This window comes from Stenotrophomonas sp. 2201_Sma (assembly GCF_056486685.1).
The window spans coordinates 906,304-919,975 of record NZ_CM151329.1 but is presented as its reverse complement, the minus strand read 5'-3'; the positions used below and the strand labels follow the sequence as shown (position 1 = coordinate 919,975).

Annotated in this window: 17 protein-coding genes and 2 tRNA genes; 11 read left to right on the top strand and 8 right to left on the bottom strand. The window is 65.1% G+C overall.

The features are described from left to right. Window positions 1-3: 3 nt before the first annotated feature. The 7 genes from ACZLIF_RS04200 to ACZLIF_RS04170 are packed head-to-tail and all read left to right on the top strand — an operon-like array spanning window position 4 to window position 4,562. Window positions 4-396, top strand: a complete 393-nt coding sequence (locus ACZLIF_RS04200; RefSeq protein ID WP_128988135.1) for a hypothetical protein — start codon at window positions 4-6, stop codon at window positions 394-396. After that, the gene (locus ACZLIF_RS04195) at window positions 393-1,382 is read left to right on the top strand and encodes a hypothetical protein (RefSeq protein ID WP_128988136.1); all 990 of its coding nucleotides are present in this window, start codon (window positions 393-395) and stop codon (window positions 1,380-1,382) included. Before ACZLIF_RS04200 ends, ACZLIF_RS04195 begins: the two co-directional genes overlap by 4 nt. Continuing rightward, window positions 1,375-2,322 (top strand): phosphoadenosine phosphosulfate reductase domain-containing protein, encoded by a 948-nt coding sequence (locus ACZLIF_RS04190; RefSeq protein WP_128988137.1) that lies wholly within the window; start codon window positions 1,375-1,377, stop codon window positions 2,320-2,322. The genes ACZLIF_RS04195 and ACZLIF_RS04190 overlap by 8 nt, the downstream gene beginning before the upstream one ends. After that, window positions 2,319-2,483, top strand: coding sequence for a hypothetical protein (locus tag ACZLIF_RS04185; RefSeq protein WP_164972346.1), 165 nt, complete (start codon window positions 2,319-2,321; stop codon window positions 2,481-2,483). The genes ACZLIF_RS04190 and ACZLIF_RS04185 overlap by 4 nt, the downstream gene beginning before the upstream one ends. Further along, entirely contained in the window at window positions 2,476-3,135 is a 660-nt protein-coding gene (locus ACZLIF_RS04180) for a hypothetical protein (RefSeq protein WP_128988138.1), read from the top strand. The genes ACZLIF_RS04185 and ACZLIF_RS04180 overlap by 8 nt, the downstream gene beginning before the upstream one ends. Next, window positions 3,132-3,353, top strand: a complete 222-nt coding sequence (locus ACZLIF_RS04175; protein WP_128988139.1) for a hypothetical protein — start codon at window positions 3,132-3,134, stop codon at window positions 3,351-3,353. The genes ACZLIF_RS04180 and ACZLIF_RS04175 overlap by 4 nt, the downstream gene beginning before the upstream one ends. Before the next feature lie 18 nt (window positions 3,354-3,371). Beyond that, entirely contained in the window at window positions 3,372-4,562 is a 1,191-nt protein-coding gene (locus ACZLIF_RS04170; protein ID WP_241685937.1) for a site-specific integrase, read from the top strand. A gap of 4 nt (window positions 4,563-4,566) precedes the next feature. Here ACZLIF_RS04170 and ACZLIF_RS04165 read toward each other — a convergent pair whose 3' ends face one another. The 4 genes from ACZLIF_RS04165 to ACZLIF_RS04150 form a co-directional block, all read right to left on the bottom strand. Continuing rightward, entirely contained in the window at window positions 4,567-5,235 is a 669-nt protein-coding gene (locus tag ACZLIF_RS04165) for a hypothetical protein (protein WP_128988140.1), read from the bottom strand. Next, window positions 5,219-6,169 (bottom strand): DNA-processing protein DprA, encoded by a 951-nt coding sequence (locus tag ACZLIF_RS04160; protein WP_206733963.1) that lies wholly within the window; start codon window positions 6,167-6,169, stop codon window positions 5,219-5,221. The genes ACZLIF_RS04165 and ACZLIF_RS04160 overlap by 17 nt, the downstream gene beginning before the upstream one ends. 197 nt (window positions 6,170-6,366) lie before the next feature. Beyond that, window positions 6,367-6,443, bottom strand: a tRNA-Arg gene (locus tag ACZLIF_RS04155). Between the two features lie 39 nt (window positions 6,444-6,482). Then, a tRNA-Pro gene (locus ACZLIF_RS04150) sits at window positions 6,483-6,559 on the bottom strand. 181 nt (window positions 6,560-6,740) lie between these two features. Here ACZLIF_RS04150 and ACZLIF_RS04145 point away from each other — a divergent pair. Then, a complete protein-coding gene (locus ACZLIF_RS04145; RefSeq protein WP_053520416.1) occupies window positions 6,741-7,496 on the top strand; it encodes a Bax inhibitor-1/YccA family protein in 756 nt (251 codons plus the stop codon). A gap of 75 nt (window positions 7,497-7,571) precedes the next feature. Then, a complete protein-coding gene (locus tag ACZLIF_RS04140) occupies window positions 7,572-8,192 on the top strand; it encodes a flavin reductase family protein (RefSeq protein ID WP_128988141.1) in 621 nt (206 codons plus the stop codon). A gap of 3 nt (window positions 8,193-8,195) precedes the next feature. Here the strand turns inward: ACZLIF_RS04140 and ACZLIF_RS04135 are convergent, their stop codons facing one another. From ACZLIF_RS04135 to grxC, 4 genes are all read right to left on the bottom strand, one after another. Continuing rightward, complete coding sequence (locus ACZLIF_RS04135) at window positions 8,196-8,957, bottom strand: sulfite exporter TauE/SafE family protein (protein ID WP_128988142.1); 762 nt, start codon at window positions 8,955-8,957, stop codon at window positions 8,196-8,198. A 197-nt stretch (window positions 8,958-9,154) separates the two neighbouring features. Next, window positions 9,155-10,159, bottom strand: coding sequence for an isocitrate dehydrogenase (locus tag ACZLIF_RS04130; protein ID WP_053520418.1), 1,005 nt, complete (start codon window positions 10,157-10,159; stop codon window positions 9,155-9,157). Between the two features lie 190 nt (window positions 10,160-10,349). Then, complete coding sequence (locus ACZLIF_RS04125) at window positions 10,350-10,742, bottom strand: carboxymuconolactone decarboxylase family protein (RefSeq protein ID WP_053519434.1); 393 nt, start codon at window positions 10,740-10,742, stop codon at window positions 10,350-10,352. Further along, a complete protein-coding gene (gene grxC / locus ACZLIF_RS04120) occupies window positions 10,739-11,029 on the bottom strand; it encodes a glutaredoxin 3 (RefSeq protein ID WP_004154541.1) in 291 nt (96 codons plus the stop codon). Before grxC ends, ACZLIF_RS04125 begins: the two co-directional genes overlap by 4 nt. A 142-nt stretch (window positions 11,030-11,171) precedes the next feature. Here grxC and ACZLIF_RS04115 point away from each other — a divergent pair, with 142 nt between their 5' ends. Beyond that, window positions 11,172-12,818: a M48 family metalloprotease gene (locus tag ACZLIF_RS04115; RefSeq protein WP_053519435.1), complete on the top strand. Its 1,647-nt coding sequence runs from the start codon at window positions 11,172-11,174 to the stop codon at window positions 12,816-12,818. A 116-nt stretch (window positions 12,819-12,934) separates the two neighbouring features. Then, complete coding sequence (gene phoB / locus ACZLIF_RS04110) at window positions 12,935-13,624, top strand: phosphate regulon transcriptional regulator PhoB (protein WP_053519436.1); 690 nt, start codon at window positions 12,935-12,937, stop codon at window positions 13,622-13,624. The last annotated feature ends 48 nt before the right edge of the window (window positions 13,625-13,672 follow it).

The following is a 13,672-nucleotide window of genomic DNA, read 5'->3' as shown; positions in this document are numbered from 1 at the left end:
CCCATGAGCAGCCACTTGCACGCAGCGGCAGCCGCCGAGCCCGGAAGACCCGGCAGTACCTACTCCGATGGTCCGGTGTGGCATGCATTCGGCATCAGTCGCGCCGCCTACCTGGTGTTGCCGCGACGCACCTTGCAGTCCATGCCAATCGATTGGCAAGCGCGATTTGTCGCGCTAATCCGGGAGGCGCGCCAGGCATTGCCCGATGAGGCTTTCCCTCAGTACCAGGCGGTGCGCCTCCGAGACGGCAAGTACACCGCAGACCCCAACTGTCGCTACCGCCGCATGCCGCCGTTTCCCGATCGCCCTGCAGCGGACGCATGTACCGCATGCGAAGCGCCGCTTGCTGGCGCTTTCGTGAACACCTTCACCCTATTCGATCACGCCCGCCAATGACCGCGAACACCGCGATGACAGACGGCGCCAACGAGCGCCTCGACGCACAGATCGCCGAAGCGCTCTTCGGCCAGCCGGGCATGAGCAAGATGGACGTAGCCAACCGCGTGCGCGAGCTGCGTGGGGACGGGCCGGCGCTGCTGGCGGACGTGCAGCCCGGTGGGAGGGTGAGGCTGGGGGATCAGGCCGCGCCGTCCAAAGACGGATGGAATGTACTGGCAAGGATCGACACCGCCATTGGCTACCTGACAACGGCGCTCGATGACCTTGACAGCTGCCCTGACCGACGCCCGGGAATCATGGTCACCGAGGCGATGACGGTGTTGCGCGAAACCCTCGCCGCCCAGCCCTCCCCGGGTGGTCAGGATGCGCTGGCCGAAGCCGCGCGCCGCGTAATCCGCGACATTGATAGCGGCGATTACCACGGCGAGATTTCGGAAGCGACCTATGGCGCGCTGAAAGCCGCCCTCGCCGCCCGCCAGCCGGTGGGGCAGATCACCGACACCGAAATCGACGCGCGGCTCAATGCCCTCTACCGCGAGATGGTGGACAGCGGCCAGCACAACGGCGGCATGTCGGGCGTTGCTTGGGACCGGGCCGTCTATCGCATGGCGGCAAGCCAGCCGGGGGGGCAGGAGCCGGTAACCGTTGAGGCTGTGGCCACCGTTCGGCGCGACGGCGAAGGCGACCGCTACGTCGACTGGCTGACGGAGGGCGGGATTGCCGACCTAGAAGTGGGCGACGTTCTGATCGTCTCCGACCGGGCAATCACCGATGAAGACGGATCGGGCGAGGTCTACGCCGCCCCGCCCGCGCAGGCCCTGGACCAAGGTCGCTGGTCCCAGGGACATGCTGAGGATCTTGAACAGGCGATCCACACCGCACTCAGCGCCCACGCTGGATCCCTGAGCCAGAAGAAGCGCAAAGCAATCAGCGACTACGTGAAGCGGCTTCTGATCGACGGCAAGGCGGTGGGCAATGGCTGATCGCATCCAGCACCTCGTGAATGTGTCCGGCGGCAAGGACAGCACCGCGGTCTATCTGCGAGCAATCGAGCTGGGCCGGCCATTCCGGGCTGTGTTCGCTGATACGGGCAACGAGGATCAGCGCGTCTACGACTACGTGGCCGAGCTGGCGCGCAAGACGGGCGGCCCCGCGGTCGAAACAGTGCGTGCGGACTTCACCCGCCAGCTCGCCCAGCACCGCGAGTACATCCTGCAGAATTGGCCGGATCAGGGCATTCCTGATGACATCGTGCGCCAGGCCGCAGCGCTGCATGAGCCAACCGGCAACCCATTCCTAGATCTCTGTATCAGCAAGGGGCGATTCCCTTCGCGGATGGCGCAGTTCTGCACTGAGGAACTGAAGACGATCCCGATCACCACCCAAGTGGTCGGGCCAATGCTGAAGGCCGGGCCGGTGCTGCAATGGCTGGGCATCCGAGCGGAGGAATCCGCCAACCGTGCCAAGCAGCCAAGGTTCAATCGGCACGAATCGGGATCGATGGTCTGGCGGCCGATCTTCGATTGGACAGTTCAGCAGGTATGGGATCAGCACCGCCGCCACGGCCTTGAGCCGAACCCGCTCTATGCGCTCGGCATGGGCCGCGTCGGCTGCATGCCCTGCATCAACTGCCGCAAGGGCGAGCTGCGGAACATCGCGGACCTGTTCCCCAACCACATCGAGCGCATCCGACAGTGGGAAGAGATCGTCGCCTCGGCCAACAAGCGCCGCAGCGCCACGTTCTTTCCGGCTGTCACCGACCCCACCGACGTGGAGCGCCCTGGGACCTACTCAAGGATCGACACATTGGTCGAATGGAGCCGCACCAGCCGAGGCGGCCGGCAGTTCGACCTGTTCTTTCAGGCACAGGCCGGCGGCGGCTGTACCTCTGACCTCGGCCTTTGCGAAAGGAGCGCTGCATGACCGCGCCCATGGCTGACCAGCTGCTCACCGCTGCAACGGCCCACCTGCTCGACCTGGTCGGGTTCCTGCTGGTGCTGGGCACCCTCTGGATCGCGCTGCAGGGCTGCCGCGCCGCGCGCGCAGGGCTGCGCTGGTGCTGGCGGAGGTGCGCTCATGGCTGACACACAGCGCGAACGGGTGATGCACTTGGAGATCGGAATGGATCTCGCAGAGCGTGTCGTCCTCGACCTGCTGGAAAGCGGCTGGTCGCGCCAGTCGCTGCGGAAGCACGAGGCGTCCGGGCAGACCCCGTGCGGCTCCGCCTTCTACCTGCTGCGGGAAGGCGGCATCGCCGTTGCCTACTTCCCGATTGCCGAGTTCACCGACGCGAACGGCCGCGGGCTGTTCTTCGCCATCCGCGACCTCTTCCCTCCGATCCACAAGTCTGCGCACGGCGACGTCGAGAGCCTGGAGCCTTTCAACGTGGGCGACCAGGTTATCTCGATGGACCGCGATCTGGATGGCTCGTGGCACTACGAAGATGAAGTGCGGGCCAGCGCGTGGCATCGTTTGGTCCCGATTTTCACTGTCGTTTCGGTGAGGCCACGCGCCGGGCACCACACGCAGTTCGGTGGTCGCGACTACTACCAGGTGAAGGTCAAGGACCGCGTAGGCGGTGGTGGTGGCTACCACGACCTTGTGCCCATCGCCGGCAGACCGTGGCAGATGCGTGGCGAGGGAGAGTGCCTGATCCGCATCAGGCCCACGCCCTTGGCCGTCGCTGCCCCACCCCCGCCGCCGGCGCTGCCGGCCCAACTGGACCTATTCGCATGATCGGAGAAGTCCTCCAGTTCCGTGACCTGCAGGAGCTCTGCCAGCCTGGAAAGCGACCGCGACTGGCAACGGTCGAGCGCTGGGCGCGCGATCGCCACATTCGCTTTCAATACGACGCCTCAGGCGGAATCTGGACAACAACGACGGCGCTGAACGAGGCGCTCGGCCTGACAGCGCCCGCCAGCAATGGCGACACCTACTCAACCGATCTGCTCTGACGGAAACAGCTACGAAAGATGGCACGGCCTCGCAAGGTTCCATCGAACCTCCCCAAACACATCGACTATGACAAGGTTCCCCATGGTGTCTACTGGGACGGAACCGGCCGTGGACGATGGTATGTGCGCGATCCACACCCGGAGGGACACGGAACGAAGTGCAAAACCGTGGCCGGTCCGGCCGCGCGGCTATCAGACCTGCACGCGATCGCGGAAGCTCGGAGGGGCGAAGCGCAGAGGGGCACCATCGCCTATGTCATCGATCAGCACGCGAAGAGCCTTGCGTTCTCCCAGCTCGGCGGAACCACGCAGCAGCACTATCGCGACTACGCGAAGGCGATCAAGGTGTTCCCACTGAAGAATGGGGGCAAGCTGGGAGATGCCGTGGTGGACCGCCTGTCGCCAGGCTTCATCCGCCGGCTGATCGACATCATCGCCCAGGGCAGGCCCGGAACGAAGCCCGGGGACGCCGCCATTCCCGGGTACCCGACCAAGGCGAACCACTGGCTTGCTTACCTGCGTCGAGTCTTTGGCTGGGCGCGTGAGCACGACCACGTGACGACCAACCCCGCCGCCGGCATCAAGAAGGTCAGGGAGAAGCGCGACCATCGCATGCCTGAGCGCAATGTCTTCCGTCGGGTCCAGGACTACGCACGCAGTTGCAGCGAGCGTGGCGCACGCGAGAAAGGAGCGCTGCCGGTCTACCTATGGGCGGCCATGGAACTCGCCTACCAGGCACGTCTGCGCGGCATCGAAGTGCGCACGCTCACCGATCACCATGTGGAGGGCGAGGTCCTGCAGACCAACCGCCGAAAAGGCAGCCGCGACAATCTGGTGCGCAAGGGCGAGCAGACCGAAGTCGCGATTAGGGTCCTGCAAGATCGCCGAGCTGCCATCTGGGCCAAACGCGGCATCACTCAGCTAAACGCGCCGCTGTCGCCCAAGATGCGACCTCTGTTCGTCAGCGAGGACGGAGAAATGCTTACAGCCCACGGCTGGCACACCGCCTGGGGGCGCCTCATGCGCAACGCGGTCAGGGACGGAGTCATCTCAGAGGACGAGCGCTTCGCGATGCACGGACTCAAGCATCGGGGTGTTACCGACACCAAGGGCAACAAGAAGGAAGCAAGCGGCCACGTCACCGACGCAATGTTACACGTCTATGACCACTCACTGCCCATTGTCAGCGAAGCCGGCGACAGCAACTGAACGGCTACTTTCCGAGTTTCGCCCTCAATGTCGCGAGCAGGCCACTTACATCCACCTTAGCTTGTGGCGGCCAAACTGTTCGCGCCAAGAAAAGGCCGCAAACTTTCTTGACTTCGGGGCGCTGCAAAAGAACGCGCTGCGCGGCCTTGAAGGAAGTTCCAGCCGTGAACACATCATCGAGCAGCACCACTGTCTCGCGCAGAGGCGTTGTCAGGTACTGAGGGTCCAGCGCAAGAGTCGCAGCGAGTTCGTCAACAGTCGCCCGTGCCAGCCCCTTGGCGGCCGCCAAGTGCTGCGGCGCTCGCTCTTGCGCAGTGACGAGAACCGGGCGACCGTCAAAAGTGGGTCCGATTCTCGCCCTCCAACCGCTCATGATCTGCAGCATGCGGTCGTCATAGCCTTCATGCCCAACTGGCTTTGAACCAGGCATCGGCACAACAGTTACCTTTTCGAGGGACCCAGCAGATACTGCGGTAACCAGCTGTTCAATAGCTTCCTCAATTGCAGCCTTCTTATGCACGCGTCTTTGCGGCTGCTGCACCAAGTCTGCCTTGAGGTTGAAGATCAGCTGATTGGTGGGGCTAGCATCCCACTTGCCACCTGAAATGTACTCACCGAAGAAGTAGCAGATATCGCCTTCGTCTAGACGAGTGCCATCACTGATCCGATTCATCCGGGTTTGCATCGCTCGCCTTCCCTAGCTTCGACAGAATATCCGTGACTGACTTAACGCGAATAGCGCCCTGCTTTTCGTACTTCGCCGGCCACGTCAAGTCGGTTCGACGGAAACACGACTCGAGAATGAAAAGCTGGCGCCCTTGATTAAGCGCAGCTCGGGCCTGGACCAGCGTCCCAGAAGTTTCACCCGCCTCAACAATAATGGTGGCGCGCGTCAAGGCCGACATCGTGACGTTTCTGGCCGGGAAGAAGAGTCGGTTTGTCTTGTAGTGCTGATTCTTGTATCGCAGAAAAGGGACCTGCGATATCAATAGGTGCCCTTCAGCGATTGCTCTCTGCAGAGGGGCATTTTCCTTAGGATACGAATCAAACAGCGGCGTACCGATCACTGCGATAGTGTGACCCCTGGCCTCAATCGCTGCCATGTGCGCCGCACGGTCGATGCCTTTCGCCAACCCTGAGACGACCGTAAAGCCCTCTCTCACCATCGCGCGGGAAATCTTGGCAGCGTTGGCCGCTCCTTCGTCGGTCGGATTGCGCGTACCCACAATGGCCACCCCTGGCGAGGAGGCCAACGACCAGTCACCCTGGTAGTAGAAAACCTCGAGCGGATGATCCGCCTCTCTTAGGCGGTCAGGATAATCCGCGCTACCGTGGACTCTTACCCCAACTTCGTCCATTCGGTCGCCGAGAAGATCCCGGAGCTGCTGCAGGACACGGTCCCGCTCCAGCGCCGGTACCAACTCCGATGGCAGCATTCCCGGATGATCCCGGAAGAGATTCGCGATCGACGCGAACCAAGCATTTGGCCCCATCCACAGCGATTCGTACGCTGCCATTTCGGCGCGAGGATCGATTGGAGCCCGCGACAGCAACCAATCTGCTGAAGGGATGTCGTTTGGACTATGGCTATTTGAATTCATCAGCATACGTGCCCCCTACTTCCATTTGCGGGTCGGCCACGATCACCAAGCATGGTCGCACATCCTGCGACATTACAGAATCCTGAATGAACACCTATCAGCGACTGGCCCGATCGGTCCGCATCGAGCCGGTCCATTTCAGGAGGGATTTCAGGAGTGAGGACTGCTGACCCCGCGACAAATGCGTAAACCATTGATTCCAATGGCGCGCCCGACAGGAATCGAACCTGTAACCGCCGGCTTAGAAGGCCGGTGCTCTATCCAGTTGAGCTACGGGCGCCCGAACCGGAACGGCGTCCAATCCGACGTGGCGTGGGATTGGTCGGGGTAGAGGGATTCGAACCCCCGACATCCTGCTCCCAAAGCAGGCGCGCTACCAGACTGCGCTATACCCCGGTCTTGCAATCCCCTCGAGCCAGGCCCGGGGAGTTGGTCATTGTCGCCAAGCACGCGGCGAACTGTCAACGCAGCGATCTGTCCCGGGCGCGCGGTCACGGCAGTGGCAGTGGCCATCGGCTATGCTCGACATCGTCGGCCGGATGGCCTTCCTGATCCCTCATTCGCACGGAGAACGCGCATGCGCAGCGGCAACCCGGCTCTTTCCGAGTCGACTTTCCTCGACCTCGCCAACGGCTCGGTGGTGACCCGCCCCGACCAGGCGATGACCCTCAACGGCACCGTCAACAAGACCGGCATCCTGTTGCTGCTGACCGTGCTGACCGCAGCCTTCGCCTGGAACCAGACCGTGGCCTTCGGCCAGGTGCTGCCGGCCGCCAAGCTGTATGCCATGGGCGGCGCGATCGGCGGCCTGGTGCTGGCGCTGGTCACCGTGTTCAAGAAGCAATGGTCGCCGGTCACCGCCCCCCTGTACGCGCTGGTGGAGGGCCTGTTCCTCGGCGCCATTTCCGCCGTGTTCGAGCTGCGGTTCCCGGGCATCGTGTTCCAGGCAGTACTGCTGACCTTCGGCACGCTGGCTGCCCTGCTGGTGGCCTACCGCACCGGCGTCATCAAGGCCACCGAGAATTTCAAGCTCGGCGTGGTCGCCGCCACCGGCGGCATCGCCCTGCTCTACCTGGCGTCGTTCGTGCTGTCGTTCTTCAACATCGAAGTCCCGCTGATCCACTCCTCCAGCGGCTGGGGCATCGCCTTCAGCCTGTTCGTGGTCGTGGTCGCCGCGCTGAACCTGGTGCTGGATTTCGATTTCATTGAGAGCGGTGTGGCCCAGCGCGCGCCCAAGTACATGGAGTGGTATGGCGCATTCGGCCTGATGGTGACCCTGGTCTGGCTGTACGTCGAGTTCCTCCGCCTGCTGTCAAAGATCCAGCAGCGCTGATTCCGGTCAAGCTGAAAACGACAAAGGGCGCCTCCGTGGCGCCCTTTCTGTTCCCCTCCCCCTTTCGACCCCGCCATGCCTGCCCTCTTCCACAGCTATCGCCCCGCTGATGGCCATCGCCTACCGCATGACCCGTTCAACGCCATCATCGGACCCCGCCCGATCGGCTGGATTTCCAGCTGCGCTGCCGACGGCGCGTTGAACCTGGCGCCCTACAGCTTATTCAACGCCTTCAACTACACGCCGCCGATCATTGGTTTCTCCAGCCAGGGCCGCAAGGACTCGCTGCACAACATCGAAGCGACGGGCGAGTTCGTCTGGAACCTGGCCACTTTCGACCTGGCCGAAGCCATGAACGAGAGCTGCCGGGCGGTCGCGCCGGACGTCGACGAGTTCACGCTGGCCGGCTTGACGCCGTTGGCTTCCGGGCAGGTCAAGCCGCCGCGTGTTGCAGAAAGCCCGGTCAGCATGGAATGCCGCTGCACCCAGATCGTCCGCCTGCGCGATGCCGCCGGACAGGACACCAACGGCTGGCTGGTGCTCGGCGAGGTGGTCGCCGTCCATATCGAGGCACGACTGCTGGTCGATGGCATCTACGACACTGCAGCCGCCGGCCCGATCCTGCGCGGCGGTGGACCGGCCGACTATTTCCGCGTCAGTGCCGAGCAGCGTTTCCGCATGTTCCGGCCGGCCTGAATCTCAGCCGGCAACCGGGCGCGCAAACAGGGCCGGCAGCGACGAGGCGAGCAGCGCGATGCCCGACAGCGTCAGCAGGCTCAATACGATCTGGCGGAACCGCGCCTCGCTGATGCCGATGTAGACCCGGGCCCCCAGCAGCGCCGGAACCAGCATGGCCGGGGCGACGACAGCGAAGTACGGCAGCATCTGCCGGGTGACCAGGCCACTGCCGACGTAGGTGGCCATGGTGACCGACAGCATCGCCAGGTTGAAGTTCTGGATGACCGCGCGCTGCTCCTCCTTGCCGAAACCACGCAGCGTGCTCCACAACGTGGGCACGGGACCTGCGAAGCCGCCGATGCCGCTGAGCACGCCACCGGCCATGCCCGCCACGGTGTCGCCGATGCGCCCGCCCGTGGTGATCGGCGGCAGCGAACGGGCCATCAGCATCACCGGGCACCACAGTGCCAGGAAGCCTCCCAGCAGGGCCTTGAACCAGTCCATGTCCAGCTGCGGCAATACCATCACGCCCAGCGGAATGCCCGCCAGGCCACCGAAGACGAAGGGCAGCAGCAGACGCAGATTGAATCCGCGCCGCACGGTGAACACCGCCACCAGCTGACCCACCAGCGCGCCAAATACCGACAGCGTAGCCGCCAGGCGCGGCTCCAGCCCCCACGCCCAGAACGACATGGCGACCATTCCGAACGCAAAGCCGGACAGTCCCTGCACGAATCCCGCCACGATCGCTCCAAGCGCGACCAGCAGATACACCGAATCCATCATCACCTCGCTGCGACCCCGTGGCTACGCTGCCACGCCGGCCTGGGCAGCGTAGTGCGTGGCAAGGTACCCGACCAGCGCGCGCACTTTCGGTGCCGCCACACCACATGAGCTGCGCAGAGCATGCGCAGGCACCCAAACGCAACGGGGCGCCCGAAGGCGCCCCGCTGGAAATCCAGGCAAGGTCCCGCCACCGCTTACAGGCGCGTGGCGATGGCCTTGGCGAAGCTCATGGTGGTGCCGGTGCCGCCCAGGTCGCCGGTCAGCGAGTCCTTGGCTTCCATGGTCGCCACGATGGCCTTGCGCAGGCGCTCGGCATTCTGCGGCTGGCCGATGTGATCCAGCATCTGTGCCGCCGCCAGCAGCAGCGCGCAGGGATTGGCCTTGCCCTGGCCCGCGATGTCCGGCGCGGTGCCGTGCACGGCTTCGAAGATCGCCGCGTCCTTGCCGATGTTGGCACCCGGGGCCAGGCCCAGGCCGCCGACCAGGCCGGCGCAGAGATCGGAAATGATGTCGCCGAACAGGTTGGTGGTGACGATCACATCGAACTGTTCCGGGCGCATCACCAGCTGCATGCAGGTGTTGTCGACGATCATTTCCTGGAACTCGATGTCCGGATACTGCGCGGCCACTTCACGGGCGACGTTCAGGAACAGGCCCGAGGTCGACTTGATGATGTTGGCCTTGTGCACGGCGGTGACCTTCTTGCGGCCGACGCTGCGGGCCAGCTCGAAGGCGTAGCGCACGATGCGCTCCGAGCCCTTGCGGGTGATGCGGGTGCCGGAGAAGGCAGTCTCGCCGTCGGCCGACACTTCCTGGCCTTCGGCCAGGTAGGCGCCTTCGGTGTTCTCACGCACGGTGATCAGGTCAACGTTGTCGAAACGCGACTTGGTGTTCGGGAAGGTGTGGGCCGGACGCACGTTGGCGTACAGGTCGAAATGGCGGCGCAGGCTGACATTGATCGAGGTGAAGCCACCGCCGACCGGCGTGGTCAGCGGGCTCTTCAGGGCAACCTTGTTGCGCGCGATCGAGTCCAGGGTGACCGCCGGCATCAGGTCGCCGTGCTTCTCCAGCGCCGCCAGGCCGGCGTCGGCCTCTTCATACTCCAGGCCGGCATTGAGCTGGTCGAGCACGTACAGGGTGGCGTCCATGATCTCCGGGCCGATGCCGTCGCCGCGGATGACCGTAATTTTCTGCGTCATTGATCGATGTTCCGAACAGGGGGAAAAAACGCCGTCCGGACGTGCCCGGAAACGCCGGCGCAAAGGAAGTTTCACCGGCAATTATGCCTGAGCCGGGGCCGAGGTCCCAAATAGACCATGGTCCCAGTCCCCGGCTCAGGCAGAATTGCCCGCGTATTCCGGTAGCGCCGGGCATGGCCCGGCGCTACCCTCAGTGCTCGTGGGCTTCCGGGGCGGCGGCACCGCCTTCGAGCTGGTCGAGGAAATCGACCGCGCGGCGCAGGTGCGGGATCACGATCGAGCCGCCGACCACCAGGCCGACCGAGAAGGTCTCGAAGAACTCCTCGCGGGTCACCCCGGCCTCCTTGCACTGGGCCACGTGGTAGCTGATGCAGTCGTCGCAGCGCAGCACCATCGAGGCCACCAGCCCCAGCAGCTCCTTGGTCTTCACATCAAGCGCGCCGGCCTGGTAGGTCTGCGTATCCAGCGCGAAGAACCGGCGCACCACCTGGTTCGGCTCGCCCAGGATGCGCTCGTTCATGCGCTTGCGGAACGCGGTGAACTCGGCGATGCGGTCCTTGCTGCCGTCGTCGGCCGCGCTCATGCCTGACCCTGCCCGGCCAGCAGCGGCTCAAGCTTGCCTTCACGGTGCAGCGCCATCATGTCGTCATAGCCACCGACATGGACGTCGCCGACGAAGATCTGCGGCACGCTGGTGCGGCGGGTCAGCGCCATCATCTTCTCGCGTTCGGCCGGGTCCAGGTCGATGCGGACCTCGGTCCACTGCTGGCCCTTGCTCTTGAGGAAGTTCTTGGCGGCCACGCAGTAAGGGCAGACGGCAGTGGAATAGATGGTGATGGCGGGGGCACCGCCGGCGGTCTGGGCTGTCACGGGAAACTCCACGATGGATCGACGGTCTACATATGGTACCGGTGCGCTGGAATTTCCACGCTACCACCGCAACACTGTGGATTAACGAATGGTTGCCCCCTGCCCTGCCACGCTTGGCGCGCCCCGCCCGAGGACCTTCCGCTTGCGAGCCCTGCTGCTTTCGACCGCCGTCACCTTCGCCCTGGCCATGCCGCTGGCCCAGGCCCAGGAGAAGCTGCCCGACATCGGCTCCTCGGCCGGCGAGCTGCTGACCCCGGCCCGCCAGGCCGAGTACGGCGCGATGATGCTGCGCGAGCTGCGCAACTATGGCTACCTGCTGGACGATCCGCTGGTCAATGACTGGCTGCAGACCATGGGCACCCGCCTGGGGTCCAACAGCGACCAGCCGCGCCAGCCCTACACCTTCTTCGTGATGAAGGACCGCCAGATCAACGCCTTCGCGACCCTGGGCGGCTACATCGGGGTCAACGCCGGGCTGGTGCTGACGGCCGAACGCGAAGACGAGGTTGCTGCGGTGCTGTCACACGAAATCGCCCACGTCACCCAGCAGCACGTGCTGCGCGGGGTCGAGCGCGCCCAGCGCGACCAGATCCCGATCCTGCTGGGCATGCTGGCGGCGGTGGTGGCGGCACAGGCCAGCAACAGCACCTCTTCAGGCAATGCGACCATGGCCGCGATCAGCTCGGGCATGGGCCTGATGCAGCAGCGGCAGATCAACTACACCCGCTCCAACGAATCGGAAGCCGATCGGCTGGGCATACGCACCCTGTCACGCAGCGGTTACGACGTGGACGCGATGGCCGGCTTCTTCGAGCGGATGTCGACGGCCATGCGCGGCAACGAGGGCGGCTACAGCGTGCCGGAGTTCCTGCGCACGCACCCGGTCAACATCACGCGCATCAGCGAAGCGAAGGCCCGCGCCGAGCAGATGAAGAAGGACACGGTGCTGCTGACCACCACCACGCCCAGCGGCGAGCGCAGGGAACGGGTGGACCCGGCCGACCCGACCCTGTCCGAACCACTGCTGCGCGGCAGCAACCCGCTGCTGCCAAGCAGTGTGCTGCGGGTGCCGGTTGGCCAGCTCAGCCGGGGCCCCAGCGGCGACTTCGACTGGGCACGTGAACGGTTGCGGGTGCTCAGTGCCGACTCCACCGGCGAGGTGGAGCGCGAGTACGCCGACCTGGGCAAACGCCAGAAGAGTGGATTGAACGATGCCCAGCGCTACGGCCAGGCCCTGGCGGTCATGCGGGGGGGACGCAGCGGTGCCGGCGAGGCGCGGCAGACCCTGAACGGCCTGCTGCAGGCCCATCCGGACAGCCTGTGGGTAGCCCTGGCCCTGGCCGAGGCCGAATCGCGCTCGGGCCAGGCCACGCAGGCCAATGCCCGTTTCGAGCAGCTGCTGCGCGAGCATCCCAACAGCCGGCCCGTCGCGCTGACCTACGCCGAGATCCTCAACGAACAGGGCAACCGCGAGGCGGGGCAGCGCGCGCAGGCCATGCTGCGGCCGCTGCTGTCGCAAAGTGGTAACGATCCGGTGTTCCAGCAGCGCTACGCCCGTGCCAGCGAGCTGGCCGGGGACAGCGTCCGTGCCAGCGAGGCCTACGCCGAGGCGGCCTTCCTCAGCGGCCGGCCGGAGCAGGCGCTGATGCAGCTGCAGGCGCTCAAGCGCAATCCTGCACTGGACTACGTAGGACGGGCCCGGGTCGACGCGCGCATCGAATCGATCACCCCGACCGTGCTGGAGCTGCGCCGGCAGGGCGTGCAGGACCCCGATCTGGACCGCCGCTGAGCGCTGCATGACCGGTCCGTGGCAATCGGGAGCGGTTCCGGCCCGATGGTCACAAACATGTCATCAAACCGTAGTCTACTGGCACCCGTCCAGTAACCGAGCCCTACGGTGCCCTCGTGCAGAAACGTATCCTGATCGTCGATGACGAGCCCGCGATCCGCGAAATGGTCGCCTTCGCCCTGCGCAAGGGTGACTACGAGCCGGTCCACGCCGGTGATGCCCGCGAAGCCCAGACCGCGATCGCCGACCGTGTTCCCGATCTGATCCTGCTGGACTGGATGCTGCCCGGCACCAGCGGCCTGGACCTGGCGCGCCGCTGGCGCAAGGAGACGCTGACCCGCGAGGTGCCCATCATCATGCTGACCGCGCGTGGCGAGGAGAACGACCGTGTCGGCGGCCTGGAAGCCGGCGTCGACGATTACGTGGTCAAGCCGTTCTCGGCCCGGGAGCTGCTGGCCCGCATCCGTGCGGTCATGCGCCGCGCCCGCGAAGACGACGAGGACGGCAGCGTGGCGGTCGGTCCGATCCGCATCGACGGTGCCGCGCATCGCGTGTTCGCCAACGAACAGCCGGTGCCGATCGGCCCGACCGAGTACCGCCTGCTGCACTTTTTCATGACCCACCCCGAGCGCGTGTACACCCGCGCCCAGCTGCTCGACCACGTGTGGGGCGGCAGCGTGTACGTGGAGGAGCGCACCATCGACGTGCACATCCGCCGCCTGCGCAAGACGCTGGAACCGTTCAATGCCGAGAACATGGTGCAGACCGTGCGCGGCGCGGGTTACCGCTTCTCGACCGCCACCTGAGTCCCGTCGTGCCGGCATCGCGCACCCACGGGTGCCGATGCCGGCAAC

Coding starts and splice junctions, on each gene's coding strand:
- ACZLIF_RS04175 (WP_128988139.1), top strand. CDS start 3,132: ATGATCGGAGAAGTCCTCCAGTTCCGTGACCTGCAGGAGCTCTGCCAG.
- ACZLIF_RS04200 (WP_128988135.1), top strand. CDS start 4: ATGAGCAGCCACTTGCACGCAGCGGCAGCCGCCGAGCCCGGAAGACCC.
- ACZLIF_RS04185 (WP_164972346.1), top strand. CDS start 2,319: ATGACCGCGCCCATGGCTGACCAGCTGCTCACCGCTGCAACGGCCCAC.
- ACZLIF_RS04160 (WP_206733963.1), bottom strand. CDS start 6,169: ATGCTGATGAATTCAAATAGCCATAGTCCAAACGACATCCCTTCAGCA.
- ACZLIF_RS04165 (WP_128988140.1), bottom strand. CDS start 5,235: ATGAATCGGATCAGTGATGGCACTCGTCTAGACGAAGGCGATATCTGC.
- ACZLIF_RS04140 (WP_128988141.1), top strand. CDS start 7,572: ATGCCTGCCCTCTTCCACAGCTATCGCCCCGCTGATGGCCATCGCCTA.
- ACZLIF_RS04190 (WP_128988137.1), top strand. CDS start 1,375: ATGGCTGATCGCATCCAGCACCTCGTGAATGTGTCCGGCGGCAAGGAC.
- ACZLIF_RS04145 (WP_053520416.1), top strand. CDS start 6,741: ATGCGCAGCGGCAACCCGGCTCTTTCCGAGTCGACTTTCCTCGACCTC.
- ACZLIF_RS04125 (WP_053519434.1), bottom strand. CDS start 10,742: ATGAGCGCGGCCGACGACGGCAGCAAGGACCGCATCGCCGAGTTCACC.
- ACZLIF_RS04195 (WP_128988136.1), top strand. CDS start 393: ATGACCGCGAACACCGCGATGACAGACGGCGCCAACGAGCGCCTCGAC.
- ACZLIF_RS04170 (WP_241685937.1), top strand. CDS start 3,372: ATGGCACGGCCTCGCAAGGTTCCATCGAACCTCCCCAAACACATCGAC.
- ACZLIF_RS04130 (WP_053520418.1), bottom strand. CDS start 10,159: ATGACGCAGAAAATTACGGTCATCCGCGGCGACGGCATCGGCCCGGAG.
- ACZLIF_RS04180 (WP_128988138.1), top strand. CDS start 2,476: ATGGCTGACACACAGCGCGAACGGGTGATGCACTTGGAGATCGGAATG.
- ACZLIF_RS04135 (WP_128988142.1), bottom strand. CDS start 8,957: ATGGATTCGGTGTATCTGCTGGTCGCGCTTGGAGCGATCGTGGCGGGA.